Source organism: Amycolatopsis sp. cmx-8-4 (genome assembly GCF_046548675.1).
GTDB lineage: Bacteria > Actinomycetota > Actinomycetes > Mycobacteriales > Pseudonocardiaceae > Amycolatopsis.
Window position 1 is genome coordinate 60,412 of record NZ_JAEBDZ010000028.1, and the last position, 23,773, is coordinate 84,184.

26 protein-coding genes and 1 pseudogene are annotated in these 23,773 nt (G+C 67.6%); 15 read left to right on the top strand and 12 right to left on the bottom strand.

Translation table 11 applies throughout. The annotated features are described in order from the left end of the window. Nucleotides 1-150: 150 nt before the first annotated feature. Nucleotides 151-630 (bottom strand): hypothetical protein, encoded by a 480-nt coding sequence (locus ACLJQZ_RS39170; RefSeq protein ID WP_410625628.1) that lies wholly within the window; start codon nt 628-630, stop codon nt 151-153. Between the two features lie 286 nt (nt 631-916). On the opposite strand from ACLJQZ_RS39170, the gene ACLJQZ_RS39175 reads away from it, so the two are divergent. Next, the gene (locus tag ACLJQZ_RS39175; RefSeq protein WP_410625630.1) at nt 917-1,267 is read left to right on the top strand and encodes a hypothetical protein; all 351 of its coding nucleotides are present in this window, start codon (nt 917-919) and stop codon (nt 1,265-1,267) included. 114 nt (nt 1,268-1,381) lie between these two features. Here ACLJQZ_RS39175 and ACLJQZ_RS39180 read toward each other — a convergent pair whose 3' ends face one another. The 5 genes from ACLJQZ_RS39180 to ACLJQZ_RS39200 form a co-directional block, all read right to left on the bottom strand. Further along, the gene (locus ACLJQZ_RS39180; RefSeq protein ID WP_410625632.1) at nt 1,382-2,158 is read right to left on the bottom strand and encodes a WD40 repeat domain-containing protein; all 777 of its coding nucleotides are present in this window, start codon (nt 2,156-2,158) and stop codon (nt 1,382-1,384) included. A gap of 689 nt (nt 2,159-2,847) precedes the next feature. Next, the gene (locus ACLJQZ_RS39185) at nt 2,848-3,180 is read right to left on the bottom strand and encodes an integrase core domain-containing protein (RefSeq protein WP_410625634.1); all 333 of its coding nucleotides are present in this window, start codon (nt 3,178-3,180) and stop codon (nt 2,848-2,850) included. Nucleotides 3,181-3,466: 286 nt separating this feature from the next. After that, on the bottom strand, nt 3,467-4,258 hold the full coding sequence (locus ACLJQZ_RS39190; RefSeq protein WP_410625636.1) for a hypothetical protein: 792 nt from the start codon (nt 4,256-4,258) through the stop codon (nt 3,467-3,469). Between the two features lie 57 nt (nt 4,259-4,315). After that, the gene (locus ACLJQZ_RS39195) at nt 4,316-6,793 is read right to left on the bottom strand and encodes a tetratricopeptide repeat protein (protein ID WP_410625638.1); all 2,478 of its coding nucleotides are present in this window, start codon (nt 6,791-6,793) and stop codon (nt 4,316-4,318) included. A gap of 302 nt (nt 6,794-7,095) precedes the next feature. Beyond that, entirely contained in the window at nt 7,096-7,377 is a 282-nt protein-coding gene (locus ACLJQZ_RS39200) for a hypothetical protein (RefSeq protein ID WP_410625639.1), read from the bottom strand. A gap of 145 nt (nt 7,378-7,522) precedes the next feature. Between ACLJQZ_RS39200 and ACLJQZ_RS39205 the strand changes: the two genes are divergently transcribed. The 3 genes and pseudogenes from ACLJQZ_RS39205 to istB all read left to right on the top strand — a co-directional run. Continuing rightward, nucleotides 7,523-7,798, top strand: a complete 276-nt coding sequence (locus ACLJQZ_RS39205) for a hypothetical protein (protein WP_410625640.1) — start codon at nt 7,523-7,525, stop codon at nt 7,796-7,798. A gap of 319 nt (nt 7,799-8,117) precedes the next feature. Beyond that, nucleotides 8,118-9,749 (top strand): IS21 family transposase, encoded by a 1,632-nt coding sequence (gene istA / locus ACLJQZ_RS39210; RefSeq protein ID WP_410625642.1) that lies wholly within the window; start codon nt 8,118-8,120, stop codon nt 9,747-9,749. Further along, a pseudogene (istB, locus tag ACLJQZ_RS39215) lies at nt 9,746-10,458 on the top strand (IS21-like element helper ATPase IstB); the annotation flags it as partial. The gene istA and the pseudogene istB, both read left to right, overlap by 4 nt. 94 nt (nt 10,459-10,552) lie before the next feature. On the opposite strand, the gene ACLJQZ_RS39220 reads toward istB, so the two are convergent. After that, entirely contained in the window at nt 10,553-10,846 is a 294-nt protein-coding gene (locus ACLJQZ_RS39220; protein ID WP_410625644.1) for a hypothetical protein, read from the bottom strand. Between the two features lie 588 nt (nt 10,847-11,434). On the opposite strand from ACLJQZ_RS39220, the gene ACLJQZ_RS39225 reads away from it, so the two are divergent. Then, the gene (locus tag ACLJQZ_RS39225; RefSeq protein ID WP_410625645.1) at nt 11,435-12,199 is read left to right on the top strand and encodes a DddA-like double-stranded DNA deaminase toxin; all 765 of its coding nucleotides are present in this window, start codon (nt 11,435-11,437) and stop codon (nt 12,197-12,199) included. Continuing rightward, the gene (locus ACLJQZ_RS39230) at nt 12,199-12,636 is read left to right on the top strand and encodes an Imm1 family immunity protein (RefSeq protein WP_410625647.1); all 438 of its coding nucleotides are present in this window, start codon (nt 12,199-12,201) and stop codon (nt 12,634-12,636) included. The genes ACLJQZ_RS39225 and ACLJQZ_RS39230 overlap by 1 nt, the downstream gene beginning before the upstream one ends. A gap of 479 nt (nt 12,637-13,115) precedes the next feature. Here ACLJQZ_RS39230 and ACLJQZ_RS39235 read toward each other — a convergent pair whose 3' ends face one another. The 5 genes from ACLJQZ_RS39235 to ACLJQZ_RS39255 form a co-directional block, all read right to left on the bottom strand. After that, nucleotides 13,116-14,351 carry a helix-turn-helix domain-containing protein gene (locus ACLJQZ_RS39235; protein ID WP_410625649.1) on the bottom strand — a complete coding sequence of 412 codons (1,236 nt, stop codon included), beginning with the start codon at nt 14,349-14,351 and terminating at the stop codon, nt 13,116-13,118. A 35-nt stretch (nt 14,352-14,386) separates the two neighbouring features. Further along, nucleotides 14,387-14,875: an NUDIX domain-containing protein gene (locus ACLJQZ_RS39240; protein ID WP_410625651.1), complete on the bottom strand. Its 489-nt coding sequence runs from the start codon at nt 14,873-14,875 to the stop codon at nt 14,387-14,389. A gap of 140 nt (nt 14,876-15,015) precedes the next feature. Then, nucleotides 15,016-15,354: a hypothetical protein gene (locus ACLJQZ_RS39245; RefSeq protein ID WP_410625653.1), complete on the bottom strand. Its 339-nt coding sequence runs from the start codon at nt 15,352-15,354 to the stop codon at nt 15,016-15,018. 54 nt (nt 15,355-15,408) lie between these two features. Further along, entirely contained in the window at nt 15,409-16,755 is a 1,347-nt protein-coding gene (locus ACLJQZ_RS39250; protein ID WP_410625655.1) for a hypothetical protein, read from the bottom strand. Nucleotides 16,756-16,782: 27 nt separating this feature from the next. Further along, nucleotides 16,783-17,265, bottom strand: a complete 483-nt coding sequence (locus ACLJQZ_RS39255) for a hypothetical protein (protein ID WP_410625656.1) — start codon at nt 17,263-17,265, stop codon at nt 16,783-16,785. Nucleotides 17,266-17,408: 143 nt separating this feature from the next. On the opposite strand from ACLJQZ_RS39255, the gene ACLJQZ_RS39260 reads away from it, so the two are divergent. The 9 genes from ACLJQZ_RS39260 to ACLJQZ_RS39300 all read left to right on the top strand — a co-directional run bounded on the left by ACLJQZ_RS39260 (nt 17,409) and on the right by ACLJQZ_RS39300 (nt 23,396). Next, on the top strand, nt 17,409-17,591 hold the full coding sequence (locus ACLJQZ_RS39260; protein WP_410625658.1) for a hypothetical protein: 183 nt from the start codon (nt 17,409-17,411) through the stop codon (nt 17,589-17,591). Further along, nucleotides 17,588-17,944: a hypothetical protein gene (locus ACLJQZ_RS39265; protein ID WP_410625659.1), complete on the top strand. Its 357-nt coding sequence runs from the start codon at nt 17,588-17,590 to the stop codon at nt 17,942-17,944. Before ACLJQZ_RS39260 ends, ACLJQZ_RS39265 begins: the two co-directional genes overlap by 4 nt. Next, a complete protein-coding gene (locus ACLJQZ_RS39270) occupies nt 17,941-18,333 on the top strand; it encodes a hypothetical protein (RefSeq protein ID WP_410625660.1) in 393 nt (130 codons plus the stop codon). The genes ACLJQZ_RS39265 and ACLJQZ_RS39270 overlap by 4 nt, the downstream gene beginning before the upstream one ends. Before the next feature lie 145 nt (nt 18,334-18,478). Next, nucleotides 18,479-18,802, top strand: coding sequence for a hypothetical protein (locus ACLJQZ_RS39275; RefSeq protein ID WP_410625661.1), 324 nt, complete (start codon nt 18,479-18,481; stop codon nt 18,800-18,802). Nucleotides 18,803-18,982: 180 nt separating this feature from the next. After that, the gene (locus tag ACLJQZ_RS39280; RefSeq protein ID WP_410625663.1) at nt 18,983-19,453 is read left to right on the top strand and encodes a hypothetical protein; all 471 of its coding nucleotides are present in this window, start codon (nt 18,983-18,985) and stop codon (nt 19,451-19,453) included. 176 nt (nt 19,454-19,629) lie between these two features. Further along, nucleotides 19,630-20,508, top strand: coding sequence for an SAM-dependent methyltransferase (locus ACLJQZ_RS39285; protein ID WP_410625665.1), 879 nt, complete (start codon nt 19,630-19,632; stop codon nt 20,506-20,508). A 304-nt stretch (nt 20,509-20,812) separates the two neighbouring features. Next, nucleotides 20,813-21,799: a S1 family peptidase gene (locus ACLJQZ_RS39290; protein WP_410625667.1), complete on the top strand. Its 987-nt coding sequence runs from the start codon at nt 20,813-20,815 to the stop codon at nt 21,797-21,799. 108 nt (nt 21,800-21,907) lie between these two features. After that, nucleotides 21,908-22,777 carry an SAM-dependent methyltransferase gene (locus ACLJQZ_RS39295; protein WP_410625669.1) on the top strand — a complete coding sequence of 290 codons (870 nt, stop codon included), beginning with the start codon at nt 21,908-21,910 and terminating at the stop codon, nt 22,775-22,777. A gap of 169 nt (nt 22,778-22,946) precedes the next feature. Next, nucleotides 22,947-23,396 carry a hypothetical protein gene (locus ACLJQZ_RS39300; RefSeq protein ID WP_410625670.1) on the top strand — a complete coding sequence of 150 codons (450 nt, stop codon included), beginning with the start codon at nt 22,947-22,949 and terminating at the stop codon, nt 23,394-23,396. Nucleotides 23,397-23,773 lie beyond the last annotated feature (377 nt).

The following is a 23,773-nucleotide window of genomic DNA, read 5'->3' on the forward strand; positions in this document are numbered from 1 at the left end:
ACACCACGCGGCCGCTCGCCGTGGACTTCGGCAGACAGATCACCGCCCGCCCGTCCCGCTCCTGAACCTGATGAGTCACCGTCAACGACGCACCAACCAGATCGAGATCACACCAACGCAAGCCAAGAACCTCACCACGCCGCAGCCTCGTCAGCGCCGCAACGTGAAACACCGCATGCAACGGATGCACCCGGCGTGGAGGAGAAACGCAGCCGTCTGCTCAGCCGTCCACACCGCCACCGGCGGACGCTCCCCGGTCGCCCGCCACACCGCCACCCGCGCCTCCGTCCACACCACCGCCCGCGGCCGCCGCAGCGACGGCAACTCCACCCACCGCGCCGGATTACTCGTGATCAACCCACGCCGGATCGCCCCGTTCAGCGCCGCACGCAGCACCTCACGTATCCGCTGCAAGGTCATCGCCGACAACGGCCGGACCCGCGTGGCGTTCGCTCGCAGCAGGCCCGTGAACATCGCCTGCACCCGACCGATCGTCAGCTCCGCCAGTGCGACGTTCCCGAGGCCGGGCCTGAGGTAGTCCCGCACGAGCTGGGTGCAGATCCTCCGCGTCGCCGGCCGAATCCCGTGCCGAGTCGCCAACCAGATATCCAGCCACTGCCCCACCGTCACCAGACTCAGATCAGGATCAACATCCTCACCCCGCCAATACCGCTGAGCCTGCACCGCCGCAACCCGAGACGAAAACCCGCCACGCCGCAGCCGGCACCGCCCACCATCGCGCTGCCCCGGCAACTCCACCGTGAAGTACCAGCTACCGTGCCCCCGCCCAGCCAGCCGAGGACAGCGCAGCCCATACGGACGCCCCGCCTCCGGATCGACACACCCACACCGCTTCCACACACCACGCTCCGCCGCCCATCTTGAGCAGATTGAGAAATCCGAGTACTACTGTCCTATGGCCGCACGCCGCAGGGACTCCGACCTTTCGCGACAGTTGCTTGCTCAGCTGCAGTGGGTTGAGCTTCATCTCAACAGCCAAGCGAGCCTCGCCGGAAGCGACGAAACCGACCCCGGCACCAGCGACTGGTGGGCCAGCACCACAGTGCGCGTCCTTCCCGACGAGGACGAAGCTGACGGCATCGAACCGTGGTATAAGGCTGACGGCACGGCACTCTCGACGAAACGACTCGACGAGGAAAGCATCGATGTCACGATCTTCGAAGCCAACGGTTTGACCATCGACCTCCAGCACGTCGAGGACGTCCACGACGCACTCGATGCCCGCAGCGAAGACTACGCAAATTAATCCCATTATTCGGCGGTCGCGACCAGTTCGGTTGCGAATACAATCCGCCGGCCGCCATGGGGAAACGCCGGGTCGCGCGCCAACGTCGTTGGCAAGCCCTGAGGGTCATGTCGGCTAATTGACCGACGAGATCCGCACGGTATCGTCAACGCCCACGCTGACCACGTCACTGGTTCCTGGCAGGAATCGCACCGCCGTGACAGCCGCTCCGTGGATTACGCGCCCGATCTCTTGTCGGGTTGCTACATCGAAGACTCGTGCGGTACCGTCATGACTTGCGGTAGCAGCGAGCGCGCCTTCATCATTGAGTACGGCATCGTATACTGGTCCATCATGGGGAAGCTCCGGAAAGTAGCTTACTCCGCCATCGGACATTCCGAGTCGTGCGACCCGGTCCCAGCACGCGAATACTCCCCAGTTTCCAGAATCCAGCTTCTCAACTCGGACATCGAGCCCGTAAATCGTGCCAAATTCCCAGTTCGGCGTATTAATGTGTCTGATTGGATCCGTGAAAGACAAGTAATTATACACCTGGGCGGGCGTCGGCTTTTCGCTGACAGAGAAATCCCAAAGGTATATTTTGCGAGTGCCAGTCAGCCATAGTTGTGTCGACGCGTCGATCTTCATGCCGAAGACCATATCTTTTAAGGTGACCGATCTTACCTCTTTTCCGGCAAGCAGATCGAAGATGTGAATAGTGCTGCAGACAGCGCCGCTCGTGTTCTGCTTCACGAGGCTCCCCAACGCAACGAACTGACCATCCCTGGAAGCAGCAACCGCGAATGGAACTCCATTGTTATCGAACTCGGCAAACTCTTCTCTTTTTTTTCCTGTCGCCACATCCCAGATTCCAAGAGGTTGGGTCGCGACGATGGCGTCATCCTCCGGCAAGTAACAGAGAGCCGATGGGGGAGTCTCTTGCGGAGACGTCGACCGTCCCTTGGAATTGCAGCGCGCGCACTTCATCGTCAGCAGGATGTAGAATTGTTACTCGACCACTCGAATCACCAGTCGCAATCTGGGATCCGTCATGGGAGACGGCGAGGCCGCGCGCTACCTTGGTGCCCCATCGCGAACGTGGCGAGGATGGAAGCTGGCGGACTCGGATCGTGTTAACCACACTGTAGGCGCACCGAGATCTGCTGATTTCCGGTCTACCTGCCGAGCTGCTCTCGAAGATGATGTCACCGTGGACGTCTCGTGCCTGAATGACATTTCGCGCCCGCCCGCCAAATAAATTCCACCAGGGCTTCCCGCCCTCATAGTTCGATGATCGTGAATCAGTCATGGTTCGCCCATCGGTCGCCGACGCGGATAGCGCATCCTAACCGCATCGGCGACCTCGAGCCTCGATGTACGCTATGCCACAGCCCTGTTGCGTCTGGCGACGAGGCAACTGGCAGCAGTGAGAATCCTGTTCCACCAAGGCTGCCCGAAGCCTGCCTGAGGTTCACCCCGGCTATGCGGTCTCATGCCGCATAGCGGCTTCAGTCATCCGGACATCCAGAACCGAAGGTCAACGACTTCATCTCGCTTCCGCTGCTCGGCCCTGCGCGTGCCGAAAACTACGTCCGTGCAGGTCAAGCGGCCTGTCTGTACTCATGGAGGACTCCGCCGAGTCGGTCCTGCCGGCGTATCACGAGGCGGTCGAACCGGTCGGGTACAAGGGCCTGGGGCCGGGCTCGCAGGGGCGCCGCGGAAGCCAGCGACCGGTGGGTTCGATGCTGGTTGTAGTGCCACTCGTACTCGCGAAGCGCAAGCCGGAGGTGAGTCTCGTTCCAGATCAACCGGCGGTCCAGAAATTCGGCCCGCAGCGTCTTCACCCAGCGTTCCATGATCGCATTCATACGAGGCATCCGGACACCGGTCAGCACAGAGGCGATCTTGGCGTCGCGGAGGATCTCAGCGATCAACGCGGGGTACTTGGCATCGCGGTCACGGATGAGGAACCCTCACCTGCGCAACGTGCCCGGCATCCGCTAGGTCCATGAGCAGATTGCGGACAGCCTGCGTAACCCAGACATGGGTGGGTGCGCGGTGCTACCGAGAACGCGGACCCGCCGGCCAGCGTGGTGGACGGCAGCGAGGATGTACTGCCGCTGCCCGGTCAGGGTAACGGACTCGACGAAATCCATCGCCAGGATCGCTTCATGGCTCGGTCTCGTTCGGCGGCATTCGCGCTTCCTGGTCCAGTCCGCTTTACTGCTCCGCCTCGTGGCGGAGGCCGCCGTGCAGGTGACCGACTTGGATGGCCGTGCCGAAGTCGCCACCGCTGATGATGTTGGTGGTGCGGGCCGGGCGCTCAGGCTCCGGGAGTTCCAGGGGGTGCGGTGGCTCGTCGGTGCCGAAGCCGTGCGTCAGCAGGTCACCGCTCGGCCGGGGGACGTAGAGGTGGACCGTGCCCGCGTACTCCTTCACCGCGACCCGCCGGGCCACCAGCAGGGACGGCGGCAGCCGCGCGTACTCCGTCAGGAGGACGTCCTCGAACACCCGCTGGGACAGCACCACCGCCAGAAACGTCTGCCCAGGGTCGGAGCGCGTCAGCAGGTCGCGCACCTCGGGCGCATCGAGCAGCCGGTGCGTGGTGATCACCGCGCCACCGATCGCGGCCGCAGAGCCGGTGCCTGGGCCCGGGTCCAGAACCGGTCCCACGTTCAGACTCGCTCGCATCCGCAACCGCACCCGGCGCGCGGCGCCAGAAAACCGGGTGTCCCGCTCGGCCAGCACCTCCTGGAGCGTGTTGAAGAACCGCATCACGACTGCGGGCAGGTGGCGCGTGTCGAAGCCGAGGCCGAAACCGTCACCCGTCCCGTGCGGGAAGAGCGCCTCGCGCCAGACGTGGGCCAGCCCGGCGCGCTCGAACGCCAGCGCCAGCACATCGGGGATAGCGTCGGCGAGCACCGCCTGGCCTCGGTCGGAGTGGCCGCCGAACTCCTTGGTGTCCACGACCACGACCGCGCGGTACGGCGGCAGTTCGTCCTCGCCCGTCATTCCGCTCCTCGCCTCGCGCCTCGGAAATCGCACGATACCTGCGGTGGGATTTCTCCGTCAGGACCCGGACGCGGGTTGACCTCGATCTGTCACGCGTCCGACGTCCGCGGTCAGGCCGTGCCGGAGGAGGCCGGGGCTGTCCGGGAGCTTTCCCAGGCGGGCCAAGATCACTAGCCACCGGGACGCGTGTTCGTTCCCGCAGGCCGCTCTGGCAGCGAGTTCGTCGAACCGGCCGGACTCGGCGAGACAGGTCGCGAGTTCGTCGTCGGCCCAACCGAGGCCGGCGTCCGCGGAAGTGCGGGCGAGGTTTAGCGCTTCGGGCATCCGGTGAGTCCTGGCCAGCAGCCTGACGTATTCACGGCCCGCGTGCTCGTGACCTTGGTCGAGGAGCTTCCGCAGCTGGACCATGTTGCCCGCCATGGCCAGCCGGCGAGGGATCCACTTGAGCCCCCACTCCGGGTTGTGGCGCGCGATCTTCAGCACCTCGAGCCAGCAGCTGTGTTCGGCGAGGAGTTCGGCGAGGACGTCCGGGGAGTCGCGGACCGCCGGTCGGTCCAGCTCGACTTCCGCGCGTTCCCGCAGCAGCGTGAGCACGCGGTCACGGTGCCCGTGCGCGGACAGCGCCTCGGCCAGGTCGCGCAGCGACTCGTCGGACCGGTCCGGTTCCGACCTGATCGCCGTCTCGATGGCCAAGTCGGGCCCGCCGTGCCGGACGAGCAGTTCCAGCAGCACGCCGGTGGGCCGGGCGCGTTCACGGATCCGGGTGAACAGTTCGAGAGCCTCGGTGACCCGGTCGTCCCTCAGCAGCGCCTCGACGAGGGTGAGGGAGACCGCGTGATCCCGTACTTCGGCGAGGGCACGGAGGCGATCCAGCCTTCCGGCGGCAGCGAACCGCTTCGCCAGCCACCCTTGAGCCTGCCGGAGCCGGCCCCCACGCAGGAGATCCATGAGCGGTTCCCAGTCGCCTCGATCGGCGAGGAGGTCGGCCAGCCGTTCGGCGGCACCGTCGTACCTCGCGATGCCGTGGTCGACCAGGCGCTGGAGGAGTTCGACGGCTCTGTCGGTCTCCCCGTCCCGAACCAGGAGGTCCACCAGGTGCACCCACGCCCACTGAACTTCGGGGCGCTCCACGTAGACATCCAGCAGCGCCCGGGCTTCGCGGAGGCAACCGTGCTCGAGCAGGGTGAGCACCCGTACTTCCTGGAGGGACTCCTGCCACCCGCCCCGCCGGCCGCGGCGTCGTAGTTGCGGCCGGTAGGCGGTGTCTCGCAGCAGTTGAAGTGCCCGGTCGAGGCGCCCGTACTCGGTCATGAAGAAGACCAGGTGGTCCTGTTCGTCCTCGTTCGCCGTCCCGATGGCGCGCTCGAGCAACGGGTCGGCGTAGCGGTACAGCAACCGCTGACAGGCGCTCTCGGCCAGCCGCATCACGTCGTCGGAATCGTCCGTGTGGCGCAGCAACGCCGCCCACAGCGGTTCCGGGATCGGGCGGCCCCGCCGGGCGATTCGGCCGTGCTGGTCCAGGTAGTCGTGCAAGTCGTAGCCGTCGGCTGGGCCCGCGCCCGGCGCCCGGCGGTGCGGGACCAGCGCTGTCACGCCGAGCACCGCTTCCCCCGCGGCGCGAGCCAGGCCACGGTCGAACCAGTCCTCGGGCGGGCCGACGCGGTCCTGTTCGTCGAGGTAGCCGGCCGCCGCTTCCGCCAGGAGCTCGCGGGAAACGTGCTGGAGCCGGCCCAGGCGCCGCGCGTCGATCGCCGCGGTCACGATCGCCGCGGCGAACCGGTCGTCGGCGTCGTCCGGGTACTCGAGCCGTTCAACCAGGGCCGGGCCGCCCGCCATCGTCTGGATCACCTGGCGCCCGCGGCCGGACGCCGACAACGCGGCGGACAGCCGCAGGTCCGCCGTGCTGAGCGACCAGGCGGCTCGCACGTCCTCGTCGCCGAATCGCTCGGCCACCCGGATCCGCCGGGCGCGCTGCTGGAGCAGGGCCCGGGCGTTCGCGTGGTCGTCCCTCTGCGCACTGCGCGGGGTGGCGACGAACTCGGCCCAGAACTGTGGCCACAACGTCCCGAGCACGACGGTCGAACCGCCGCGCGACCCGTCCATCAGGCTCCACAACGCGACCGCGGCGACGTCGCCCGTCGGCCCCGACAGATGATTGTGGGTCTCGTTCAACCAGAGGACCGCCTCGCCGCCGAGCCGCCCGGACCGCACCAGCTTCAGCAGTTCGTCGGCCGTGCGCGGGTACCAGAGTGGCCACTCCCGCAGCCGCGGGTGGATGAGGACGGACTCGTAGAGCGCGCGGGTCTTGCCCGTCGACGACTCACCGGTCAGCACGACCATGACGCTCTGCGAGAGGTCTGCGAGCTGGTGGTCCAGCTCGTCGTCGTGCGCGCGCCTGAGGTACCGCGGCAGGTCCGGCAGCGGCTCGCCGGGGATCGTGATGGCCCGGTGGACCCCGAGGTCGAAGGCGCTCCAAGCCGTGATCGGGCGCCCAGCGGGCAACGATTCGCCGGCCGGGCGGGAGTGCAGGTGCACGTCCCCGGCGACGTGCCCAACCTGCAGGACCGCTTCGGCGTCCCCATCCAGCCGGTTGTGGATCGGCGCGCGCTCGTCCAGAGTCTGTCTCCTCCCGCCGCCTTCCAACCTTAACCGGGTTGACGCGCCGAACTAAGAGGACCAAGACGACGTACGCCCGCGGCCGGGCGCGGCAGACGAGCGTCTCGTAACCGTGCCCACTGTGATCGTCAGCGGTCACGTCCGGTAACAAGACCACAACGTCGTCTCGCATTGTGTGACTATGGTTCAACCGATGCCGCGTCTTCGACCTTCCAAAGTGATCATCGTTCGCATTTGGATCCGAACACCTCGGCGCGTCCGGTCGAGTGAGATCGGCAGAAACCGTGGTCAGGGCTCTCGACGGCGGACACACTCACCTTGTGAACACCGACGACGAGATCGTCATCGAGCTCGCCTGCGACTTCGCCACCGAAGCGCGGCTGCAATCCGTGACCGCCGCCCCCGGCGACCACGTTCTCCCGATCACCCCGCCCGGCGCACACCACGCCCGGGTCGCCGTCGGCAATCAGCAAGACACCGAGGGGCTCGGTGAAGGCAGCCACCTACGCTTACGACCCGCCGGCAAGAAACTCGCTGCCACGGGAACGGCGTCCTCGATCAACCACATCCGCTACACAAGGGCTTGCTCGACGAGAACACCGGCTGGCTCAGGCACGGCGTCCGTTGGCACGACACCACTACAGCGAATTGGACCGCGATCGACCCGTCAACCCGATCATGGAGCCGAACGCGACCAACCGGTACATCTACGTCGACGGGAATCCCGTCAACCGCGTCGATTCCACCGGCCGCGACTCGTGCGTAGGAGCGGTGGCCCGCGCGGCAATCGACTCGGCCGGCTTCGGCATAGCCCTCGGCGGACTGGCCATTACGACAGGTGGCGCAGGTTCCGCCCTCACCATCGGCACTTTGTTCGTCAGCGGATTCGATCTACCGTTCAGCATCGACGCTTGCGGAGATTGAGACATCACCCCGAAATGTCCGCCTGGTCGCCGCACTGTCGCACATCATCGACAATGCGGCGACCAAGCCCGTCCGCGTAGTTGGACGGACCAGTGTGCTCATGGCCACGTTCATCGGACCGCTTGCAGCCGTACTGCTGGACAGATCGTCATCGAATGACATCGATCTGGCCGTGGCATCGTGATTTGGCCCCGGTTCGGCACCGTTAGCGGGCCCCACCGATCGGGCGAATTCCTGCTCGTGGTGTGCGAGTCGGTGGGTCGAGTTGAGGGTCCTGGGTGGACAGTGCCGGTGAGGGGCCGTCCGCGTGGGAGCCGGAATGGTGTCCAGGGTGGAGTTGTTCGCGCTGATCCGGCGGGATGCCCGGGTGGAAGGCCTGTCTGTTCGGGCGCTGGCTGACCGGCATGGGGTGCATCGCCGGACGGTGCGTCAGGCACTCGGCTCGGCCGTCCCACCGCCGCGGAAGGCGCCGGCCCGGTCCTCGCCGGTGACGGGTCCGCTGCGCGCGGCGATGGACGAGATGTTGCGGGCGGATCTGGACGCGCCGCGCAAGCAGCGGCATACCGCGCACCGGATCTGGGAGCGGCTGCTCGACGAGCACGACGCGACAATCGCCTACCGCACGGTCTCGAAGTATGTCGCGAAGCGACGCCCGGAGATCGTGCTAGAAGCCAGGAACCGGGCGGGCGTGATGGACGGGTTTGTGCCGCAGACACATCTTCCGGGACAGGACGCCGAGGTCGACTTCGCCGAGGTCTGGGTCAACGTCGGCGGGGTCGACACCAAGTGCTTCCTCTTCACGCTGCGAATGTCGTTCTCCGGTAAGGCAATTCACCGCGTCTACTCCTCGCAGGGCCAGGAGGCGTTCTTCGCCGGTCATGTCGCCGCGTTCACCGAGCTGGGTGGTGTCCCGGCCGGGGAGATCCGTTACGACAACCTGTCCTCGGCGGTCCGGCGGGTCTGCTTCGGACGCTCACGTATCGAGACTGACCGCTGGGTACTGTTCAAGTCCGCCTACGGTGTCACGAGCTTCTATTGCATGCTAGGCAAAGAAGGCGCTCACGAGAAGGGCGGTGTCGAAGGCGAAGGCGGCCGGTTCCGGCGGCGCTGGTTCGTCCCGGTCCCGAAGATCGCCGACATCTCCGGACTGGCCGGCATCAACGACAAGCTCGCCGCGGCGGACCGCGCGGAGGACGCCCGCCACATCGACGCGCGGGTGACGACGATCGGGCAGGACTTCGCGCTCGAAGCGCCGCTGCTGGCGGCGTTGCCGGTGGACGAGTTCGACATCGCGCTGACCACGACACCCCGAGTCGACCGCTACGCCAGGATCACCGTCCGCCAAGCGCTCTACTCAGTCCCGGCCCGGCTGATCGGACAGACGGTGCGGGCGAAGCTCGACGCGGAGAACCTGGTGGTGCTGCACGGATCCACCGAGGTCGCGCGGCATCCCCGGTTGACCACCAAGGGCGGCCAGCATCTCGTGCTCGATCACTATCTCGAGGTCCTGGCCGGCAAACCCGGCGCGCTGCGCGGGGCGACCGCGCTGGTCCACGCACGGCAGAAAGGCTGGTTCACCGCCACCCACGACGCGTTCTGGGCCGCCGCCCGCGCCAAACACGGCGACCAGGCCGGCACCCGGCTGCTGATCGAGGTTCTGCTGCTGCACCGGCGCATGAGCCACGCACACGTGATCGCCGGGATCCGCACAACCCTGGAGGCCGGGTCGGTCTCACCCGACGTGGTCGCGATCGAAGCCCGCAAACACGCCGCCGCAGCCGGCGAACCCAACACCGAACTGCCACGACCACAACGCAGCCGCAGCAAAGTCGTGTCCCTGCCCGAACGCCGCCGCGACGCCGAACTGCCGCCGGACTCCCGACCCGCACCGTCGATCGCCGCCTACGACCAGCTGCTCAACAACACTCCGAAGAAGGGGAACGCGTCATGACCCGCACCACCGCCCGCGGCCGGGACCAGATCACCGAGGAAGCCGCCGACGCCGCGATCGAGCAGGCCTGCCGAATCCTGCGGCTCCCGACCATCCGCGACCGCTTCGGCGACCAGGCCGCCGCCGCGGCCCGCCAGCAAGCCACCTACAAGACCTTCCTCTCCGAGCTGCTGTTCATCGAGTGCGAAGACCGCGAGGTCCGCCGCAAGGCCCGCCTGGTCAAGCAAGCCGGCTTCCCGCGCACCAAACGTATCGAGGACTTCGACTTCGCCGCGAACCCGAACGTCCCGCCCGCCCTCGTGCACACCCTCGCCAAAGGCGCCTGGATCCGCGCCGGGCAACCGGTCTGCCTGATCGGGGACTCCGGCACCGGCAAGTCCCACCTGCTGATCGGGCTGGGCACCGCCGCCGCGGAAGCCGGGTTCAAGGTCCGCTACGTCACCGCCGCCGCGCTGGTCAACGAGCTCGTCGAGCCGCCGACGACAAGCACCTGTCCAAGACCATCGCCCGCTACGGCCGCGTCGATCTCCTTTGCCTCGATGAACTCGGCTATCTCGAGCTCGATCGCCGCGGCGCGGAGCTGCTGTTTCAGGTGTTCACCGAGCGGGAGGAACGCTCCAGCATCGCGATCGCGAGTAACTCCGCGTTCAGCGAGTGGGCGCGCACCTTCACCGACCCGCGGCTCTGCGCCGCGATCGTCGATCGCTTGACGTTCGACGCGTCCATCATCGAGACCGGCAGCGAGTCGTTCCGGCTGCGCACCACCAAACGCCGCCGCACCAGCCGGGCCAGCCGAACACCGGTCAGAACGGCGCGTCGCGCCAGTCCACCTCGACTGGCCCGTCCGGCGGGACGCGGATCGTTCCCGCGTCGATCTCAACCCGCTCACCCGCGGCGATCTCGGCCGCGAACACGTCCAACGTGTCCTCGTCCAGCCGGCAGTCCCACACCTCGCAGGCATCCTCCAACTCGCGGCGGACCACCGCGACCGGCCGGCCCGCGAACCCGATGAACACCTCGTCCAGCGCCCACACCAACGTCACCACCGGGCCGGTCTCACGCTCGCTCACCACCACGCCATCGTCACCGGCCAGCACCCACCTCGACCAGCAGAAACACCCGAACAAGGTGGGGCCAAATCAGAGTGCCGCCCCCACGCCGACGACCGCAGGTGGGGCCACATCAAGATGCCGACCGATCCCGCAACCCAGCCGCCGGGGCCAGTTCAGAATGCCGAACCGGGGCCAATTCAACTTGCCGAAATCAAACACACCCGCTCCGCACCGGCATGTCGTGGAGTGGTGGCATCGTCCGCGACCGCGCGAGCCCGGGCTGCACCGTGGCGATCATGGGGCTACCGCGCCAGCGTCACGACTGCCGAGATGACACCATCGCGCCGAATTCACCACCACCGCCCCGAAAGAGCTCCGCGCTCTGGAGCTACTCAGGGCTGACACACCTGCGTGACAATCAGGCCCTCACCAGCCAAGATAGGCGCAGGGGGCGATCATGGCGGGAGCGCAGGAGCTGGCGGCACGTAGGCCAGCACGATGATGATCGTCTTGTCGGCGAGGAGCAATTAGTGGTTGCGGGCGGTGCGGAGCTGGAGTTGCAAGTGGCCGAGCCCCTACCGCACCGCCTGAAGCTCGCCTTGCAAGTCATTCAAAACAGCGCATGATCATCGGGTGCCGAGCGTCCGGGAGATCATCACGCAGGTGGCCTTGGCCATCGAAAAGCTCACAGTCGCCAAAGAGCGACTCGACGTAGCCTTCGGGCAGCTCGAGGAAGTCGATCAGGGTATCGCTCAAGCAACCCCAGGAACGACCTCCGAAAAGATCGATCAAGCCCGCAAACTGGTCTCCGCAGCCAAGACTGCGATCAACGACCTCGGCGACCGGCTCGCTCAGCAACAGGCAGCCCTCGAGAAGTACGTCGCGAGCCTGCGCGGCCAACCAGCCGCTGGGCTCGCACGCTCGCCGGCCACCAACCCGACCAACATCGGCCGTACGACAGATGAACCGGCCCAAGTAGTCGCGGCCCGAGCGGGCCTGCCGCCGCCGGTCCAGCCGAACACAGGCCAGAAAACGCACGGACGCTGGTTCGAGACCCAATCGAGTGAACCAGGCAACCCGATCAGCAGCGGCAAGAAGGTATCTGATCCCACTGACCCGAACGACGTCACCTACGACCAGGTGCAAGATCACCTGACGAGCCTGGGTTTCAAGAAGTTGGCCATCGCCTCCCACGTCGAAACTAAGCTTGCAGTGCGAATGGCGAAGACCAACCTTCGCGACGTGACGGTTACGATCAACAGTGTTCCGTGCCCCGGTCCGATGGGGTGTGACAGAGTTCTGCCGTCCGTTCTCCCGCCAGGGGCGATACTCACGGTCTACGGCACGACTCCGGACGGGACGACGAAGGTATACCGCTACATGGGAAGGGCACGTTGATGCTCGAAGCGTGGTACGTCGGCCACCTGGAAACACCCGTCACCGTGACGACCCCCGCCGAACTGGATGCCGTGCTCGACGAGGTCGCCGAAGCGGACAGCCGACAGGTAGCGCAGCTCATCGCTGATGGCGACGTCACAATGCCAGATCTTACGGTCGGGCTTTTCCGCGACCGCGGCAGCTTGCGCTACTCGAACGGCAAGCACGAGTACTTCAGCAAGAACGGCGCCTTTCCCCTGCCAGACGGCTGGGATGAGCTGATGTACTACCTCGGCAATACGGAGTTCTTCTATCCGGACGATGCGGAGATCCCGGTGGAAGCGGCCCGGCGTGCCGCCCACGACTTCCTTCAGAACAGCGCCCTTCCTCGCAGTGTCGAATGGTCGCAGGAGCCAAGTCCGGTGATCAACCCTCAGACCCACGCGAACGAGAACTGATGACCGGCTCCCTCATGCATAGCCGATTCCTACAAGCTCTACACGGCACTGCTCTGGCAAGCTGCCCGGCATCTTTTCTGCCTGCTCAACTTCGCGGGCGGAACAATGAGCTAGCCGGCGCGCGCGGTGGACCCTGCGACTGCCACGAAGACAGGTCGACCCCGTCACGCTCGAGCGCGTGCTGGTAGCGGCCGAAGCGCTGATCGGCCCAGTCGGCGTAGGCGCGGCGGATCGTGGTCGGCCCGTACGCACGGCACAGCCACGCCAACGCCCGGGCCGAAACCGGCTCCTACCGCTCGGGTAGCGTCGCGGCCACGCCGAGAACCACGTTCTCGAAGTCGATCAGCAACGCCAATTGCTGCCCGCGCCGGCGCACCTCGTCCGGTCCCAGCGGCCGAAGACGCTCCCGCGGCGCTCTTCGGCGGCCCGGACCAGACGTACCGCTTCCCGATGCTCGTGCGGCCCGGCGTGCTCGTCGTCTAAGGTATCGGCTCGGATTCGACGGCGATAACGCCGTAGTGCGTGGCCAACGCGGCGAACTTCACCCCTTGGCGACGGGTAGCTCGGTCAACCAGTCGGCCCATGGTGCTCGCGCCAAGCGGCTGGTAGCGGACCCAATCCGGCGCGAGATCACGGGCCTCGCTAAGCCACGCGAGTGCCCGACGCTCTCGGCGCAACTCTGTCGCAGCGGCGGCGAGCAGGAGGCAGTGGCCGGCTTCCCAGAACGCGGGCACGTCACCGGTCGGTTCCGGTATCACCTCCGCCAGTCGCAAAGCCCGTTCTGGATCACCGGCGCGCGCCGCCAGTTCAACGTTCTGCAGCGCCGCCACGCGAGGACCGAAGATCGCAGCTTCGCTGGCGGTGTCGCCACGCGACCGGATCGCTGCGGCGTGCGCGGCTGCCAGCAAGTCGCCAGCCCGGCTCGCGGCTCCGACGCGCAGGGCTGCTGTGGCCGCGTTGAACAGCAGATTCCCGAACACGCCGGCGCGCACGGGGTCGCGATCAAGCATCCGCGGCTCGATCGCGGCCGCGGCTCGCGTCGCTACGCGTTCGGCGTCATCGGCGCGGCGTTGCCGCACCAGCGTCCACGCGAGGTAGCGGAGCGAGATTGCCGTTTCCACTTCCGGTGCGTCCGACTCCGCCGCGGCGTGGATCGCTCGGCTTGCTGACGTATATGCGAGGTCGTCGTAGCCGAGCCTGCCCGCGATGCCTGCTCCGAGGCGGTATGCGGTAGACAGCACGCGGTATGCGCCGGCACGGTCATCGTCGCGAGTGTCGCGCACGACACGGCGAGCGTCGGTCAGCACAACCGGAAGCGCATGTAGAAGTTCCGTGTGGCGGCCGTCGACGTACGCGCGCCAAGCAGCGTGCGCCGTCTCGGTGAGTTCAGACAGCGGAAGGAGCTCCCGGGTGTCGGCCAAGTCCTCGAGTCCCGGGATGCTCGCGTCGGCCGTGATAGCCCGTCGAAGCGGGGCAACGTCGACGTCCCGCGAGTGCGGTGCAGGCAAGTTGCCGAGAAGTGCATCGACTGAAACGTCGAGCGCTTCGGCTAGCTTTCGCAGCGTCGACGGGCGGCTGGTTCGTCGTGTGCCTTGCTCAATCCGAGCGACAGTGTCCACCCCGACCGAGGCCGCCTCAGCCAGCCGTTCCTGCGAAAAGTCGCGAGCCAGCCGGAAGCGCACCAGATTCTCCGCCAACACGCCGTCTGCGGTCATCGGACACCTCCTGCTCAGGACAAACCGAGATCAGCCTAACGCGCGATAGGCCGGCCGTCTTCGCAGATCAGCAGCTTGCCGCTGCGTTCAGCGTCGAGCGCGGCCGCCACTCGCCGGGCGAGCACAGGCTTCAAACGCGGCTCAGCAACATCAAGCGGCAGGAGGGCTATGGACAGGATCTCGGGGTCAGTGATGTCCCGCGCCGCGATCTCGGCCTCCGTTACGTAACCGCCGTCAAACACGAATGCCACACCTTCGGGCATCCGCGAGTTCGCCGGGATATAGTCGATTACCAGGAGTTCGCCAACTGGTCTGTCGATGCCTACTTCCTCGCTGACCTCTCGTGCCGCAGTGCGCCACGGCGCCTCGCCCTCTTCGCAGGCGCCGCCCGGGATGTCCCAATGCGGCTTATAGGACGGCTCGACGAATAGCACCCGATCGTGGTCATCGCGATAGAGCACGCCAGCGGACATGCGCTTGCGATTCAGTGATCGCACGTACTCGTCGAACGGCAGGAGATCCACGAAGCCGAGGCTACCGGCCGCGCTTAGCCGTTCGCCGAACTATGCCTCTTAGGCCTAGATTCTCGATATTGACCAGGCCAAATGATGGTTACAGGCTGTGTTCAGTACGTCCTTTTTCAGTGAGAGTCGCACATGTGCCCTTACCGGATGAGCAGGTCGATCTCGCCGATACGTCGTGTGAGCCTGGCGGAGTTTACGTCCGAGGCTGCTCGCTGTGCCTGGACAAGGGCTTCACGCGCCGCGTCCATCTCGCCGGCACCGGAGTAGGACTCAGCCAGCCACGTCCGATACAGAGCCACCTCGCGGGCGCGAGCGCGGTCGTACCGGTCGATCGCGCCTGTGAGCAGCGGCGCCGCGGCGACCGGGTCGCCCAGCTCGATCAGGCACCGAAAGGCCATGACGTCGAACTCGTCCCACGTTCGCCACGCGACGAGGCGGTAGTGGAAATGAGCGCTGGCCCGGGCCAGGCGTTCGAACACGAGTGTGTTTACGCCCAGGGACCCTTCCCGAGCGCATCGATCACAGCGAATCGGTCAACGCCCGATCAAGGTGTCGTGAATGTGGTCATCGAGCTCGGCGAGAAAGTCTTCCGTTCGCCACGGTCGGAGGCTGCGCCGGACCAGTCGAATCCGCTGCGCCGCGACCCGGCCGCCCGTCGCCGCGGTGATGTCGACCGCCGTGTGCAGGAGACCGACGCACGCGGCCGGATCGCCCAGGCGCAACCGCGCCAGCGCCAGATCGGTGCCGACGATGCCGCGCTGGACAGCGTCGCGCGACAACCGCAACGCGGACACCGACCGAGCGAGGCTGTCGTGTGCGTGTCCTGCGTCGCCCGCGTGGAGGGCACACAAGCCGTCGAATCCGTTCAATCGGTCAGCATCGAACCCGCCGTGCGGATCGTCGACAGCCAGCTGCTCGACGGTCTTCCACGCCCGGTCCAGAGCAACCGCTGCTTCACGGGTCTGGCCTGCCCGAGCGCAGATCTCAGCGTGCGCGGCGTGGGCTCGAGCCCGAATCGCGTAACTGGAGCCTCGGTGGGCGTCGACGGTCGCCGCGCGGGCGATCGTCCGCGCCGCCTCCAAGTCGTCGGTCGCATGCAGCGTCACCATGGTGTGGCTTGTCTGCACGGCGGCTCGATGGCTTCGGTCCGTGAGGTGCCCAGCCGCCCTGGTCGCCTCCGCGTACAGCGCCATCGCCGCCTCGTCGTCACGGGTCTCGAAAGCCAACCGGCCGGCGAGCGAGTACGCGTCCGTCGCGAGCAGGACCAGCTCCTCCCGCAGACCGACCTCGTCGAGCTCCAGGAGCCGTCGGCAGGACTCGACGATCGGCGCGAGCTGGAGCTGGAGACGGACGAACGGGGCCGTGCCGATCTGCCCGTTGATCGCCGTGACCGACTCGCGCAGCCGGCCGATCACGTCGTGGTCGAGCTTCGAGGGAGCACCTCGGAGCGCGGCGACGGTCGACTGGGTTCCCGTCGACAGCAGTATCAGCAGGTCATCGCCGCTGTTGTGCTCGCTATGGGCGACGAGATCGACCAGCTGTTGCATGCGCTGCGGCAACGCCCCGAAGTGGCGAAGTGCGGTGAGCAGGGTGTCGAAATCGGATCCGGGCCCTGTGGCGACGTCACCGGCGGGGGTGCGCGCGTAGAGCTGCGTGAGAAGGACCTGGTAACGCTCGCCGGGGCTGGTCCGGCCGGCTGCGCTCTCCCACCGAGCGACCGTGCGCTGGATGCTGGCGACTTGCCTGTCCATCAGGGAAGCGACCGCGAGTTGGCGCGCGGTGTCCCGCAGCGCCCGGGCCAGGTCAGCCCAGGACCAGCCGCGCCCCTCGCGCAGCTGGCGCAGCAGGCGCGCCCCGGACGTCCGATCGGTCGTGGTCACGATGCTCAGTACATCATCCCGGCGCGCTCACAACGGCAAGATCAGCCGGGGTTTGCCCTGTTCGGCTGCATAGTTCACCGTGTACCAGGTCCCGCTGCCCTGGTCTGCACCTCGGGGAAAGCCGATCACAAAGGCACTGCGGTCGACCATCCACCGGTTGCGGGCGTAGTAGGCCACGGTGCCCAACCGGTCAGCCCCCAATTCCACGACCTCGGCGAGACGGCCATCGTCCTGCCACCGGCGGATGGACGCGACCGCCGCTGCCGGCTGGTCGGCCACCGTGCACGGCACGACGACGGTCAGCGACACCTGGCTGCAGCCGGCCAACCAGTCCAACGCGGCTGTGTCGATGCCGACGGCGCCTCCGAGGTAGAAGTGCGCATCCGCGTCGGCGAACGGCCGCAGGTATCCGTCGAACAGGCCGCGAAGGTCCGACTCGGCGGGAATCGAGCGAGTACCGGTGATCGTTACGTGTCGAGCCACGTTCGCCTGCTCCTCCGCGAATGTCATCGAATGTCATCTGCACTTCGTGCGCGTGGTGACGATCTCATGAATGTACCGGCTGCGGGCCCATCAACGCGATTGTCTGCAGGCGGCCGAGATCACCTACTGCATCGACGACGTACCACGCCCGTGAACGCGAGGAGAGCACAATGACGGTGGATTATGCATCACTGGCGACGCTGCTGCCAATCATGGTCACGGCACTGTTTGCCATCGCTTTCGCCGCCGGGCTATTCGGGCAGTGGACATCGAGTCGCAAAAAGGTCCGCGTCGATTCCCAGCACGAACCCCGTCAGGCAGAGCCGGGCGCGGAGGGACGTGACAGCCGATGACCACGAGCGCCACAAGTCCGTTCGCGTTCCTCTGGGACGAGCCAGCCTTCGAACCCTTCGCCACCCTGCTGAGACGGCGCTGGGACTTCCTCCCGAAGTTCGACGCGGCCGGTCGCCTTGAGCGGTTCACCGGCTCGTTCATGTGGGAGGTCGACGGCTTCGTCGATGCCCTCCGCGTCAAAAGTGAGACTGACACCGCCGCCATACGGGTAGATCGCGCCGGCGGGAAGGTCTGGGAACGCGACGGAGCCGCCCTCGACGTCCTGCACCAGCTCGTCGAGCTTCCCGCTCCCAGTGACCCGCGCGCGCCTCACCTCGTGGTGGGCTCGGCGCCGCGGCTGTGGACGCCGTGACGTCGCTGTGGGCGCGGCGACGCATGCGGAGGCAGGTCGCCATCGCCCAGGCACGACAAGCGCTGCTCTCCCTGCCGGAGATCCATTGGCGCGAACCGCAGTCCGAAGAACACGCCCGCCAGCGGCTGCACGACGTCGCAGCGAGCATCGATCGCGCGTTGAGGCGAGTCCGCGCCGGCTCGGACGAGGCACGGGTGTTGAAGTACGCGCAGGCATGGTTGACGGCGTGGCTGCAGGGCTGGGAAGACCCCGACCTGCTCCCGCCGACACGTGCTGCGCCGATGTACCAACGTCTTGTAGACGCCATGCGCGCCGCGTCGAACCGGCTGGCTCCGGAGCGAGACGCCGGTCCGCCCCAGGACCCCGACGAGCCCGTATCCCGCTGGTGAACGACCCCCGAAGCTCGGCCCGGACAGGCGGCATTCCTTACCTCCCTCCCGTCCGGTCCGCGCGCCTCGACCGCACGCGAACTCCCCGATTCCGGGCGGTCGAGGCGCATCCACTTACCCACCCCGACTCGGAGCGTGAACACCGATGGAAGCGCAGGGCCGCAGCATGACGGCACCGACGGCCAGCCGGCCAGCCGCGACCGTTCTCCGGTCGCCGTCGACCAACCATCCGCGAATACACCGCACCGACCGCGCGACGTTCGACACCACCGGCGTCCTCGCGCCCGCCTGCGCGTCAGCGGACTCCCGCCGCGACATCATCGAAGCGGCCCGCTCCCGCCGTCAGCGCTACCGCGGCACCTCAGCCGCCGTGACCTGCGAGACGCCGCGATGCCGCGACGACAACGCCGGCACCGACCCCGACGAGCCGACCACGCACCTCGTGACCGCGGAGCCACAATGCCCGTGACCGATGGTGCGCGGCCCGAGACCTACTGGTGGAGCACCGTCCGCGCCCGGCCGCTACACGATCACCTCGACGGGCGAACCGCCACCATGCGGCTGCCATACGCGGCCCGGCACTGGCCAACCCGTGATCGGGACGACCCGTTCACCGACCATCCACTTCAGCTAGCACGGGAACACTTCGATGGCGAAGACCGACACCAACACCGGCGAACTCGCCCACGCCCTCGGGGCGGAGCTGCAAACCCTGCGCGAGGGACGGGGCTGGTCCCGCCAGGAGGTCGCCGCCAGCTCCGACGGCGCCCTGACCCCCAGCACGCTGCGTACCTGGGAGAAGGCGACGCGGTCGGTCACCGTGGGACACCTGGAGCTGGCCGGGCAGCTGTATGTGATCCGGCCCTCCGAGTTGCTGCTGCGCGCCCAACGCCGAATCGAGTGGGACCCGGGCCTGACCGTCGACCTCGACCAGCTCGCCGCGTCCCAGCTGCCAGCACTCCGCCCGCTTGCTCCGTGGGCTCGTGAGCAACGACGACGCGGCATGCCCCGGCTCCAGCACCTGAGCATGCACGACGTCATCTCGCTCGCAGCCGAGCTCCCGCTCAACACCAACCAGCTGACCATGCTGTTCTCCATCGGAAAACCGACGAACTCATGACACAGAAACCCAGCGCTCCCGAGCACACCGGCACCGCCGGGGACCACCAGCCCACCGCGTCGCTTCCGCGCGCCGCTCCCACGGACGCCCGCGGTCGGCCACCGGCCACTGCCCAGTCCCACGTGGTGGCTCCGGCGTGGTGGCGCCCGTGCGGAGCCAACCCGTACCGGGTGAACGTGGCCTACCTCTACGACGCCTTCCGCGAAGGCTTCAGCGACGGCCGCCGCATCCCGTCCGGCAAAGACGCCCACCTCAACGAACACGACGCCGCCCGGGCGCTAGCCCGACGCGTGCCGCACGCGGGTTTCGTGTTCCGGTCCGAACGTGAGTTTCTTGACCGCGCCGTCAACTACCTGATCAAGTACCACCACATCGACACCATCGTCGTGGCCGGCGCGGGTCTGCCCAGCCTCACCCGCGACGACCTGCACTCCTACGTACGCCGCTGCGAGAACAACCACAACGCCAGCCACCGCGCGAACGTCATCTACGTCGAACGTGACCCGCTGACCTGCGCTGTGCTGCGCACGGTCGCCGACCACAGGGGTGGCGTCTATGTCCTCCACGCCGATCCGTGGAACCCCACCGCCATGTGGGACACCCTCTACTCGCCGAACCTCGAAACCCCCGGGCCGCTCTCCCCTCACCACGACCGGGTCGCGCTGATCCTGGCCGGCGTGATGTCCTTCCACGGCGGCAGCCGCGCCGAGGTCGCGCACGTAGTGCAGCAACACATCGCGCGCCTGCCCGCCGAGTCGTTCGTGGCCCTGACGCACCTTCTTGTCCCCGAACATCCCGAGATGGCCGCCCAAGCCCTCGAACTCGAAACCGCGTTGCACGACGTCGGTCCCGGAACCGGAAGTCTCGCCACTCACATCGAGATCGAGGCGATGGTCGCGGGCACGGCCCTGGTGCACCCGGGGATCGTCCCGGCGTTCGACTGGTACCCCGACGGGCCACCGAAGCCTCCGGTGTGCGGGTACTTCAATGCCGCAGTCCTCGCACAGAAGCCATCCGGCCATGCCGAGAAGCCGGAACCGCCTTGGCGTCTATAGGAAACTCACCGTCTTCCTGACCGCCCGCACCCGAATCGACGGGCGGGCAGGAATCCGGAACCAGTGTCGTCGTACGAAACGCGGTTACCTGCGCGACGACACCGGTGGCCCGGATCGACCGGTCGCCGGGGGTGGCCAGTCACCGCCGCGCACCGCAAGGCCGCCCCTCGGCCCTGCGGTGCGCGGCTCACCCGGCGGCTCGGCTGCGCACACGTCGTGTGCGCGTAGCCGGAGCGCCCTTTCAACGCGCGTCGCGACCCTGCTGCGCGTCATAACCTGTTCCAGAGCAAGGAGATCACTGCTCGTGCGTCTCAGAAAGACCACGGCGGCAGCCCTGGCGCTGCTCGCGATGCTGCTCGGCGTCTCCGTCGCCACCGCCGCATCCTCACCACCCCCGCCGCCACCGTCGGGCACCTCGGTGTCCCCGCAGATCGTCGGCGGCGATCCCGCACCCATCGCCTACGCCGGCGCCGGATCCCTGCAGCTACTCGACCACGACGACCCGAACTGGCACTCCTGCGGTCTCACCCTCATCGCGCAGGACCAGAACGCGGCACTCGAGGCCACCAACGCCCACTGTGTCAGCAACCCGCCGAGCCAGGCCCAAGTGGCTCGGATGAGCCCAGCAGGCAAGGCGAACTTCGCGGCGTTCCGCACCGACCTGCGCAACACCGGCATCGACCGCAGCGACCCGGCGATTTACCACGCCAGGTTCGGATCCACCGACCGCCTGTACGGCGGCACCGTCACCACCCTCAAGGCGATCCTGGTCCCGCCCCGCTGGGCATGGGGCGAGCCCGACAAGGACGGCAGGATCTGGGACATCGCGCTCGTCCTATCGGGACCGATACCCGGCGTCGCACCGGCCCGCATCGCCGTCCCGCAGCTGTGGCAAGCGGCGCGAGAGATCGGCTGGGGCCGCACCGACCCCGACCCCTCCACCTGGATCGGCCCCGCACCATCGCAGCTGAGCCAGCTCGACGTTCCCCTGCTGCACACCAGCAAGTGCGCCGCGGCCGGGATCGGCGTCGGGGAGCTGTGCGCCGGGGTTCCTCCGACCGGCGGCGGGACCTGCCAAGGTGACTCCGGCTCCGGGATCCTGCAGCGCCACGGTCGCGACTGGTACTTGATCGGGTCCGCCTCGCGCGGCACGGCCGCCTACTGCGGCACTGTCAACGTCTACACCCAGACCAGCTCCTACCTCGGCTGGATGGCCTTGCAAAGCCGCCAACTCCTGCCCCGCGCCCCGATCATGACCAGCGAAAGCCCAGCGGCCATCCCCGCTGGTTGATCATTCGCCGTCCATGACCGGCGTGGCCGCGGCTTCCCCCGCGGTCGCGGCCACGCCGCCCCGGCCAGCACCAGCGGGTCGCAACCCCCTGTTGAAAGCAGCATCTCCATGACCACAACGCCCACCGCGCCGACCGAGCCTGCTCGCGCCTCCGGGCCGCCCCGCATCCCTGAAGGCGTCTGCGTCCCCGACATCGAGGCACCGCGCCTGGACCCGGTCGCCGACTATCTACTCGGCGGCAGCGTCAACTCCCAGGTCGACCGGGATTTCGCCGCCGACCTGGTCACTGAGTTCCTGCACCTGCCCCAGCTGGCCGTCACCGCCGCCAGCTGGTTCTGCGACGCCGCCCAGGACATGCTCGACCGCGGGATCCGGCGATTCCTGGTCCTCGGGACTGGCGGACTGCCCATCACCGCCGGCCCGTCCACCCTGTCCACCTTGCACGGGGCAGGCGCGCGGCTCGTGGTGGTCGAGCACGACCTGGTCACCTGGTACCAGCACTACCTCGCCGACAACGCCGCCGCCGGCCGCGCCCGCGTCCTGTGCGTACCTGCCGACCAGCACCACGACCTGGCCCAGCGTCACGTCGTCGCCGACCTGCTCCGCGGCAGCGAATCGGTCGGAATCCTGGCGACCGCGTTGCTGCGCCCCCGCGGGCACGACCTCGCCACGATCCTGTCCCTGCTCGACGAGGCCGCGCCGGACAGCGTCCTCGCGATCACCCAGCTGGTCACCGACGCCGACACCGAGCTGGGCGGGCTTGCCGACCGCTTCGACCAGAAAGGCATCCCCATCTCAGTCGCCGACCGCACCGCGGCCGAGAAGCAGCTGCGTCCGCTGCGGCGCCTCACGACCGACACGTTTGCCTACGACACCCACCCGCAACGGTCACCCGCCGGCGAGATTGGCCAGGTCGTCATGACCGCCCTGCTCACTCGCCATGCCGACACGACGCCGCCGGATGGCCGATCATCATGACGGCCCGTCGCTTCGTCTCGCGCGAACCGGCCGCAACCGACCTCGCCTCCGACCCGCTCCCGGGCATAGGCGTGCAGGCCCTCCGGCTCTCGCGTGCCCTCGGAACTCTTGTCCGGGTTCCCGGTGCTCGCGGCGGGGCACCGCAGGCAGCCGGCAACGGAGCGCGCTGATGACGGACGCGCAACAACCGCCACTCGCGCCGGATCAGCCGGGCGCACCGCCGATCAGGCTGCTCGGGCTGGTGACCGATGCCTATACCGGTGCGCCGCTCCGGCTGGCCTACGCCGAGCGTGACCGACACGGCTGGGGGTCGTATCGGCAGCTCGGCTACGACCTGATCGGGGTCGGAGCACGGGTCATCGTGCACGCCTACGCCCGTTGCGAACCGCCGGGCGGCGACCCTCGGCAGGCGGCGGAAGCGGCGCGGGCGCTGCGGAGCACCCTGCGGCTCGCCGAGCAGCTGGAGAACAACCCGGCGGGCGCGGATGCCCTGGCGATGGAAATCGAGTCGCTCGCCGAGGACTGCACGCAGACAGCGGGGCTGCTGTACCGGATTTCAGCCCGGCTGTCTCCGGCGGCCATCGCCGAGATCCACCCCGTTGACGAGACGGACGCATGAGCGATGGGTTCACGGTTATCGGCTGCTGCGTCGTGGTTGTGGCACTGGTTGCGGCGGGGGTGGTCAGCCTGATGACGGTCTTCGCAACCAACCCGAATCGCCCTTCTGCGCCCGCGACATCGTCGACGAGTCCACGAGGTGCCCGGTGACCCCCGGCGAGACGACCCGTCCCACCGCCGACCTTGTTCCGCCGTTCCGGCTCAGCCTCACCGAGCTCGTCCAGGCGCACGCCAACGGCGTGAGCATCGGCGTGCTCGCCGACCTGACTGGCCGCACCCCCCAGTGGACCGAGCAACAACTCGCGCATTGCAGACGCCTGCACCCTCGCACGGCCGAAAAGCCTGTACCGACCGGACGTCCGGTGCGGCACAGATCAG